Consider the following 9,375-nt stretch of genomic DNA (forward strand, 5'->3'; position numbering starts at 1 on the left):
ACAGGTCGTCGTCAACCCGGTGCTCAAGCGGGGCACCGCGATCCACGACTCGATTTTTACGTCGTTGAAGGCCCTCGGCTGCGACTATGTGCGCTACGTCCCCTGGCTCCCCTACCCCAAGCTGGCCGTAGCGGAGCTTCAGCCGCCGACAAAGGAGAAAACCTCGTGGGACTTCACCGACATCGACCCCATGACCCTCGACTTCCTGGAGGCCACCAAGGGACATTCGGTCATCCTCAATTTCAGCACGATCCCGGCCTGGATGTATAAGACCGGCAAGCCGGTGACCTACCCGGACGACCCCTACGCGGTCGACTGGGATTATACGCAGGGCAATGTGCCGCGCGATACGACCTGTCGCGAGATCGGCGACTATTATGCGCGGTTGTTCGCCTGGTATACGAAGGGCGGGTTTACCGATGAGCTGGGTAAAAGGCACGAGAGCGGTTATCGCTACAAGGTTCCCTATTGGGAGGTCCTCAACGAAGTCGAGTTCGAGCACAGCAATACCGTTCAATCCTACACGCGGATATACGACGCCGTTACGGCCGCCATCGGCAGGGAGACACCGGGCACGAAGTTCGTGGGACTGGCGCTCGAAGACCCGAACCGGCCGGACTGGTACGAGTATTTCCTCAACCCTAAAAACCACAAGTCCGGTACGCCCCTGGATATGATCTCGTATCACTTTTATGCCACCTCCGGCGGCGGCCAGGGGATGGACGATCTTCAATACACCTTTTGGGAAAGGGCGAACGGCTTCCTGAATGCCGTAAAATTCGTCGAAAGCATCCGCAAACGCCTTTCCCCGTCGACAAAGACCACCGTCGACGAGCTCGGTAGCATCCTTGATAACGACAACGTCGCCGACCGGGCGCCGATACCGGCCAGCTATTGGAATCTGTCCGGCGCGTTATACGCTTACACCTGGCTCGGTCTGGCTTCCCAAGGCATCGATATCGTCGGCGAATCGCAACTGGTGGGTTATCCCACGCAGTTCCCGAGCGTGAGCATGATCAACTGGACGACAGGGCAGCCCAATGCCCGGTATTGGGTGCTCCAATTGTTACACGAGAATTTCGGACCGGGCGATAGGTTTGTCGACGGCTGGATTGTCGGGAACGAGCCGACGGCGTCAGATGCGCTGACGATGCAGGGGTTTGTTACCGCCCGCGGGAACAGGCTTTTGTTGATCAATAAGCGTAATAAGGCGGTGCGGATCGTGATGCCGAAGGAGCTCATCGGAAAGACGGTCGAGGTGGTGGATCCATCTACCGGGGATGAGCGGCCAAAGGTGATTAGGATTGAGGGGCAGGCGGTGGAGCTGGGGCCGTTTGCGGTGGCGGTGGCCGGCAGCTGATTACCTGTCCGGTTTAAAATCCAGCGACACCGAATTCATACAAAACCGCTTGTACGTCGGCGGCGGGCCGTCGTCGAAGATGTGGCCGAGGTGCGAACCGCAGCGCCCGCAAAGGACTTCGGTGCGATCCATGTTATAGGAGTGGTCCTCGCGGTAGATCACCGCGTTCTTCCGGACGGCCTGGAAGAAGCTGGGCCAGCCGCAGGTGCTCGAGAATTTGGCGTCGGAACGGAACAGCTTGTTGCCGCAGACGGCGCAGTAATAGGTCCCGCGGGTGTCCGTGTTCCAGTACTTGCCGGTAAAGGCCGGCTCGGTGGCCTGCTCGCGGGCGGTGGCGTACAGGTCGGGCGGGAGGATCTTCTTCCACTCGGCGTCCGATACGTTCAGCTTGCTCGTATCGGTGTTCGAATAATAAGGGTTACTGGTTTTCGGGTGCTGTGAAAAGACAGGAGCGGCGGTCAGTGCCAGCGCGACTGCTAATAAGAATCTCATGGCGTCTTTAATTTATCGGCGAATATCTTTTTGAACTTTTCCACTTCGGGCTGGATCACGTATTTGCAGTATGGGACGTCACCGTTCTTGTTGTAATAATCCTGGTGGTAGTCCTCCGCCTTGTAGAATACGGTATATGGGACCACTTCGGTTACGACGGGATTGGGATAGGCTTTGGCTTCGTTGATCTTTTGGATGTAGTATTCCGCCTTTTTCTTTTGGGTGGCGTTGTGGTAAAAAATGGCCGACCGATATTGCGTCCCCACGTCGTTGCCCTGCCGGTTCAGCTGCGTCGGGTCGTGGACCTTGAAGAAGGCCTCCAATAAGTCGTCATACGTTATCTTTTTGGGGTCGTAGACGATGTTGCATGACTCCGCGTGACCGGTCGTGCCCGTACAAACCTCGTGATAGGTGGGGTTCTTCGTATGACCCCCGGAAAAACCGGCGGTAACGCTGACGACACCGCGCAATTGTTGAAACGTGGCCTGGGTACACCAGAAACAGCCGGTGGCGAAGGTGGCGGTGTCGTATTTCTGGGCGTTGCCGGCGGCGGCTGCCGGGCCAATGGTTACAACCGATACAATGAGGAGGGAAAGTAAACGTCGCATAGAATGGGTAAAGGTACGATAGCCGGGGGCAAAACGGATGCTAAGGGATTCACCCAATCGAAATTCCCACTATTTTTGACTTATGATGAAAAAAACATTTATATTTCTGGGGCTTGCGATATCATTCGGTTTTGGTTTCGCATTCAAAACAATCCTGACTAATAAGACAAAAACTCCCCTTACAATGAAACGAGTCATCGGAGTCGGCGGCATCTTCTTCAAATGCCAGGACCCTGCAAAAATGAAAGAATGGTATGCAACACATCTGGGTTTGAAAGTGGAACAGTATGGAGCCAAGATCGAATGGCGGCAGGAGGATGACTCCACGAAGAAGTCCTACACGCTGTGGACACCCTTTCCCGAAACCACCAAGTATTTCGACCCGGGGAAAAGGGACTTCATGATCAACTACCGCGTCGAAAACCTCGAAGGGCTCGTGGAGGAGTTGAAAAAGGAGGGCGTGACGGTGCTCGACAATATCGAGACGTACGACTACGGCAAGTTCGTGCACATCCTGGATGGGGAGGGGAACAAGGTGGAGCTGTGGGAGGCTATCGATAAACCGTAGGCGAGTACACCTCGAAGTAATGCCGCCCCGCGGCGACGCCGGTGATGCGCGGCGACGCTACTATTTTTCCATCCATTTTTATGACCTGTCCGGCGGGCAGGTAGACGCGGCCGCGGGTATTACCCGGCAGTGTGAGCCACAGGCGGAAGCGTTCGGGTGTATTCTCGAAGCGCTCGATGATCTGCCCCCGGATAGTACCATACTTTATTGACGCGGACGTCACCGGTCCGGGGTGCGGGTAAACCTGCACTTCTCCGAAGCCGGGGGTCAGCGGCTCGATGCCGCAAAAGTGACGGACGATATAGTTGGCGGGGGCGGTGCCCCAGGCGTGGTTCCAATCCTGGTTGGGCTTGTATTCCTGGCCCCAGGCTTCCATGGTCATGGTGGCGCCTTCGCGGAGCATGTTCGCCCAGCTTCGTTTTCCATCGGAGGTAATAAGCTGGAGCGCATAGCCGGCGTCGTTGGCGCGCGCGAGGGCGTCCAGCAGGAACTGGGCGCCGTAGACGCTACAGGCCATGCCGCGGGTGTGTATGAACGACAAGACCACCGGCACGTTTTCCGTGGGGACAAGACCAAAAGCCAGGGCGAAGAAGTTGGCGTGGAGGGAGCTGTGGGTGACGCCCTCGCCGTCCGATACCAGGTGCGTCGCAGGGTCGATAAAGGCGCGTTGGAAGGCACTGCGGACGCGGGCGGCTTCCTGGGTGAAATAGCGGGCGTCACGGGCGCGTTGTGCGTCACGGGTGTCTCCCTGGCGGTCCACGGCCAACGCCAGCCTGGCCATTACCGTTAGCGCAGCGTAGTAATAAGCGTTGACAACCGAATTATAGTCGCTGAAAACGAATCCATCCTGCTCCCCCACCCCGGTATTCGGCCCGCCGAAACCCGGGGGCGGCCAATCGACGATGTCCTTGAGCGGCGCGCCCGCGTGGATCGATGCCAGGAACGCCGGCGTTTGTTTGCCGGTGCGCGTGCTGATCAGCCCGTCGGGGCGCGCGAGGCTGCCCAGTAATTTGTTTTTGAGGTCGGGGTAAAGCCGTCTGACCAGCCGGATATCACCGGTGTAGAGATAGTCGTACCACGCGATGAGGATATCCTGTAACGACCACTCGGTGGGCCAGGTGGGATGGTCGATGAGGTAATCGAGCGTCCGCTCCGCCATAGTGAACTCCGCGTCCGAGGCATAATGGGAAAGCTGGGCAATCAGGGCGTCGGCTTCGTAGGGAACACGTTCGCGGTCGCCGTCCACGTAATAGCCCGAAAACGAGGTTGCCTTTATCGTGTACTTACATAGGTCCCAGACCCTGTCCAGCGCCGTGTCCGAGGACGAGAAAACGGTCGAGGTGTCGTCGAAGGGGCTGGTCACCATGTGGCGGGAGACGCTATCGGCGCCGGATACCCGAGAGGCTCCGGACACCTCCAGGTAACGGAAGGGAAGAACCTCGCCGGTATGGGAAGGCATCGGCACGGCGTTCTTTCGCCGGGTGGGCTCGATGACCGGTTCGTAGGTGTGCGTCCCTTGCTGTAACGGTACTTTGATCTCCCGGTAGCGGACCGAACCCGGCGGATGACGGTCGATGCGGCCGTCGGAGGTGAGGGCTTCGCCAAGGCGCACCAAGAGCGTATCGCCGTCGCGCGGCGAGCTCACGGTTATGCGTGGTTGGCCGAAGGCGTCCTTGCCGAAATCGTAGAGGGAGCCGTTTATGTTTTGCGGACGCTGTAGCGTCTTGACGAGCACAACGGGCGGCACGCTGAAATCGCTTAGCGTCGCGCCGGTGCGAAAGTCTTGCGTGGCGGAATACTCGCCGGCCTTGCCCGCGCGGTCCCACGTCCGGACCTTCCAACGGTAACGGGTATCCGGCAGCAGACCGGGTCCGGTATAAAGCACACCGATACTACTGTCGCTTTGACGCCGGCCCGAGTTCCAGATTTCGCCCGGGTCACCGGTCACCACGATCTGGTATGCCGACTGGGATGGCGATGATACGGCCCAGGAGAACGTGGGGAAGCGGCTGGTCACGGTCGGCGCCGCTCCGGAAGTTGTCCACGGGCTGCGCAACAGATCCACGCGCAGCGAATAGGGCGCCCCGGGAGCGGTGGCCGTCTGGGCTGCCCCGGGAGGCTGGGCGGCCGTCTGGGCGGCTGTGGGGAGCCACGCCAACGCCAAAAACAGCACCGCTACCAACGCCGATGGCGCCACGCCAAACCGCTGCTTGAACGACCTCGAAAAGTGCGACAAACTCTCAAAACCCAGGTCGAGATAGATATCCGAAGGCTTCTTGTGTTTCTTTTCGATGAGGTGATGGGCTTCGGTCAGCCGCTTTTCCTGGAGCCATTGACGCGGGGATGCGCCAAAGGTCTTCTGGAAATCGCGTTTGAAACCGGCGAGGCTGCGGCCGGTGAGCCGCGCGAACTTTTCGATGGGGACGTTGAAATGAAAATTGCCGAGCATGAATTTCTCCAGGTCGGCCTTGTGGGGCTCGGAGAAGTCGAACAGCTGGTCCTTTAGCGCGGGCATGGCGTGCAGCAGCAGTTGCACGCCTTCCCGCACCTTCAATATGCCCATGGCGGTCGTGATCTTTTCCGAGGGGTTGCGGATATACGGCATCACGGACAGGAAATATCCCCGCAAAAAATCGGTGTCGGGCAAGATCGTATTGGGTGCGCCCGCATATTTGCGTGTGAATTCGAAGGACTCCTCCAGGGCCATCGTCCTCAGGATGTCGTCCTGTAGGGCGATGACGATGGTTTGATAGTCGCTTCCATCCAGCGGGTTCTTGGTGAGCTGCGCCAGCTGATGCTTGCGGATCAGCAGCATGTCGCCCGGTTTCGTGGTCAATGTCTGGGCGGAGGTTTCCAGCGTCATCCGTCCCGACACCTGCAGCACCAGCACGCTGAAGTCCAGGAACAGCACGTGCTCCTTCCGCGTCGCCGACAGAAAGGAATAGAAGATAATCCCCGGGACTATTTCGGTTGCATTGGTCACCGCCTAAAGGTATATAAAAACTACCGCTGGAGATACGTTCCCCCGGCTATCGCGCCCGGCGCAAAAGTAGTGTCGAGGGTCTTCAGCTCTTCCGGGGTGAACGTAATGTCGAGGGCTTGTATATTCTCGGGTAACCGCGACCGCCGGCTCATGCTCACGAGCGGCATGACGTCGTTGCCTTGCGTATTCACCCAGGCGATCGCCAGCTGGGTCGGTGTGCATCCTTTTTCTTTGGCCATAGACTTCAATACTTCGACAAGCTGCAGGTTCCTGACCAGGTTCCCGCCCTGGAAACGCGAAAAGTGGTTGCGATAATCGCCGGCCGCCAGCGGTGTCGCCAGGTCGCCCGAGAGCAGGCCTTCGGCGGTATTGGCGAAGGCCACCACGCCGACACCCAGTTCCCTGGCCGCGGGGATGAGGTCGTTTTCGATCGTCCGCTCGGCGAGCGAGTAGCCGATCTCGAGCGCCGTGACGGGATATACGCTGTGGGCCTTGCGCAGCTGTTCCGCGGTTATCTCGGACACGCCCAGGTAGCGCACCTTCCCTTCCTTGATCAGGTCGGCAATGGTACCGATGACGTCTTCCACGGGAACCACGTTGTCCAACCGGCAAGGCTGATACAGGTCGATGGTATCGATACCCAAGCGCACCAGGGAATAGTCGATGAAGTTCCGGATCGCGATCGGGCGCAGGTCCAGGCCCAGGAACCGGCCGCCATGGATGATCCCGCCGAACTTTACGCTGATAAAGGCGTCGTCCCGCCGGCCTTTGAGCGCTTTGCCGACGAGGAGCTCGTTGTGACCGCTGCCGTAGAAGTCCCCGGTGTTGAGGAAATTGATACCATTGTCGAGCGCGGCCTGGATGGTGGCGACGCTTTCGTTTTCATCCTGTCCTTTACCGCCCCAGACGGGGGACATGCGCATACACCCCAATCCAAGTTTTGATACGAGGGGGCCGTTATGGCCCAGGTTTATCTTTTTCATGATGCAAAGGTCGGGGCTAAGTCATGGCGCCGATTGCTCCTATGGCTCAATTTACTTGACTGGGTGGCTCACCTTTATCAAAAAGACCGAGGGCACCGGCCGCTCGCCGGTCTTATCCGAAGGGTGGATGGTTTCCTTGCCGTTGACCAGCATACAGCTGCTGCCGCCGCCGTCGAGGTTCAACGCCTCGTAGCAACCGAGGTCGAGCAACACCTTTGCTTCCTCGGCCAGCGTTACGCCGGAAGCTATGCCCGGCGTCCGTCCCTGGACCGCCAGCACGATGACGCGGCCGTCCTTCGTATAACCGATGGCGCTGCGGGGATGGATGTCTTTTTCGCCGTGTATGAACAACCCTTCTTCCTCGTTCGTTACCCTGACCTTGCCGTCATACACCAGCACGGGACCGCCGCCCACCACGGTCTGCATCTTCCATTCTTTCCAGTGGGGATCGCCCAGCGCGGCAAGCGTCGGTATGGAGTCCTTACCTTTGGCTACTACAGGACCATCCTCGAAAGCGTATGGATAAGGTTTCGTGGTATCGGTGAAAACTCAGGCCACGTCCGCCTTCCCGGATCGGTCAAAGCCCATCGAGCGCTTTGTCTTTCAGGGGCGCCGTGACATAGTAGGCGACCGAAAGGCGTCCTTCCATCTTGTCTTCCGTCCGATAGACGTGTACGCCCTCCGGTAAGGGTCCGAAAGCGGAGTCCACGTTTGTCCAGTTCCACGCGGGGCCCGTGGGGACGAGGCCGGTGCGTACGCGCCTGTTATGGAGGCGAAAAGCGCCACCAGGGTTAATCGTCTTAGTGCCATGCTGGAGTTTGGTCAGAAATACGCCTTATATTGAGGGATGAAGTACGCGATTGCACTCATTTTTCTTTTTTCGTGCCGCGGCAAACAATCCGCCGACCTGATCGTCCACCACGCCAGGATTTACACGGTCGACAGCGCCTTCAGCACCGCGGAAGCCATGGCCGTAAAGGATGGACGTATCCTGGCGACGGGGTCTGACGCGGACATCCTGGGGCGGTATACGGCGCCGGTAGTCACGGACCTGGGCGGAAAGGCGGTCTACCCCGGGTTTATCGACGCGCACTCCCATTTCGTCGGGTACGGGGAGTCGTTATTCATGGCGTCGCTCTTTGGGAGCACCAGCGACTCCGATATGGTCGCGCGCGTAAAACAATTCGCGGACGCGCACCCCGGTATGGCGTGGATCCGCGGACGCGGGTGGGACCAGAATAAGTTCCCGGGCGCCGCCTTCCCCGACAATACCCTGCTCAATCAGGTCTTCCCGTCGACGCCCGTGGTCCTAGGCCGGGTTGACGGCCACGCCCTGCTGGCCAATGCAAAGGCGCTGGGGGTCGCGGGGGTGCGCCCCGGGCAAAAAGTCGATGGAGGCGTTATAGGGACTTCCAATGGCCGGTTGACCGGGATTATGATCGACAACGCAATGCAACTGGTCTACAGGCGGATCCCGCCGTTGACGCCAGACGGGTTTTTGGAACGGGCGGTGGCGGCAGAGGGGCGTTGTTTTGCCCAGGGCTTAACCACCGTCGCCGACTGCGGGCTGGATAAAGCCGCCATTTTAACCCTCGATTCCCTGCAAAAGGCGGGTAAGCTGCGGATGCGCATATACGCGATGGTTAGCGACTCGCGCGACGACCTCGACTACTTTATCCCCAAGGGTCCCTATAAAACGGACCTGTTGTACGTCAACGCCGTCAAAGCCTACGCCGACGGCGCGCTGGGCAGCCGGGGCGCCTGTCTGCTGGCGCCTTACAGCGACCGGCCCGGCGTGTACGGCTACCTGCTCCACCCCGTGGCGCACTACGACTCGCTGGCCGCGCGGCTCGCCCCGACGGCCTGGCAGCTGTGCACGCACGCCATCGGCGATTCGGGGAACCGGATGATCCTTAACGTGTATGCACGGCACCTGCCGGGGCGGAACGACCGCCGCTGGCGGGTGGAGCACGCGCAGGTGATCTCGGTTGACGACTTTTCACTCTTCGGTCGCTTTTCGATCATCCCCTCCGTCCAGCCCACGCACGCCACCAGCGACATGTACTGGGCCGGCGAACGTCTCGGACCGGTCCGGCTGCCGTCGGCTTACGCCTATCAGCGACTGCTCGCGCAAAACGGCTGGCTGCCGCTGGGCACCGACTTCCCCGTGGAAGACATCAGCCCTTTCAAAACCTTCCTGGCCGCCGTTTTCCGCGTCGACGCCAAGGGGTTCCCTCCTGGCGGGTTTCAGCCTTCAGACGCGTTAAGTCGTATGCAAGCCATCCGTGGCATGACGATCTGGGCGGCTCGAGCCGACTTTTTGGAAAACGAGATCGGGAGCCTCGAGGCCGGCAAGCGGGCCGATTTTGTGGTGCTGGATA

The 9,375-nt window shown here is 59.4% G+C and carries 9 protein-coding genes; 3 read left to right on the forward strand and 6 right to left on the reverse strand.

The window, feature by feature from the left end; translation table 11 throughout:
* A partial coding sequence (locus VL547_RS07975; RefSeq protein ID WP_325577060.1) for a glycosyl hydrolase family 39 occupies positions 1–1,360 on the forward strand: 1,360 nt, incomplete at its 5' end.
* Here VL547_RS07975 and msrB read toward each other — a convergent pair.
* Both msrB and msrA read right to left on the reverse strand, forming a co-directional pair.
* Positions 1,361–1,852: a peptide-methionine (R)-S-oxide reductase MsrB gene (msrB, locus tag VL547_RS07980; protein WP_325577062.1), complete on the reverse strand. Its 492-nt coding sequence runs from the start codon at positions 1,850–1,852 to the stop codon at positions 1,361–1,363. It lies immediately after the preceding gene.
* Positions 1,849–2,460, reverse strand: coding sequence for a peptide-methionine (S)-S-oxide reductase MsrA (gene msrA, locus VL547_RS07985; RefSeq protein WP_325577064.1), 612 nt, complete (start codon positions 2,458–2,460; stop codon positions 1,849–1,851). Before msrA ends, msrB begins: the two co-directional genes overlap by 4 nt.
* 184 nt (positions 2,461–2,644) lie before the next feature.
* Between msrA and VL547_RS07990 the strand changes: the two genes are divergently transcribed.
* Positions 2,645–3,028: a VOC family protein gene (locus VL547_RS07990; RefSeq protein WP_325577066.1), complete on the forward strand. Its 384-nt coding sequence runs from the start codon at positions 2,645–2,647 to the stop codon at positions 3,026–3,028.
* On the opposite strand, the gene VL547_RS07995 is transcribed toward VL547_RS07990, so the two are convergent.
* The 4 genes from VL547_RS07995 to VL547_RS08010 form a co-directional block, all read right to left on the reverse strand.
* A complete protein-coding gene (locus tag VL547_RS07995; RefSeq protein ID WP_325577068.1) occupies positions 3,012–6,011 on the reverse strand; it encodes a family 78 glycoside hydrolase catalytic domain in 3,000 nt (999 codons plus the stop codon). The genes VL547_RS07990 and VL547_RS07995 overlap by 17 nt on opposite strands.
* 20 nt (positions 6,012–6,031) lie before the next feature.
* Complete coding sequence (locus VL547_RS08000; RefSeq protein WP_325577070.1) at positions 6,032–6,994, reverse strand: aldo/keto reductase; 963 nt, start codon at positions 6,992–6,994, stop codon at positions 6,032–6,034.
* A gap of 51 nt (positions 6,995–7,045) precedes the next feature.
* On the reverse strand, positions 7,046–7,468 hold the full coding sequence (locus VL547_RS08005; RefSeq protein WP_325577076.1) for a phosphodiester glycosidase family protein: 423 nt from the start codon (positions 7,466–7,468) through the stop codon (positions 7,046–7,048).
* Between the two features lie 103 nt (positions 7,469–7,571).
* Positions 7,572–7,703, reverse strand: coding sequence for a hypothetical protein (locus VL547_RS08010; RefSeq protein WP_325577072.1), 132 nt, complete (start codon positions 7,701–7,703; stop codon positions 7,572–7,574).
* A gap of 138 nt (positions 7,704–7,841) precedes the next feature.
* Here VL547_RS08010 and VL547_RS08015 point away from each other — a divergent pair.
* Positions 7,842–9,375: amidohydrolase (locus VL547_RS08015; RefSeq protein WP_325577074.1), on the forward strand; the 1,534-nt coding region annotated here is incomplete at its 3' end.

The organism is Dinghuibacter sp., assembly GCF_035492835.1.
GTDB lineage: Bacteria > Bacteroidota > Bacteroidia > Chitinophagales > Chitinophagaceae > Dinghuibacter.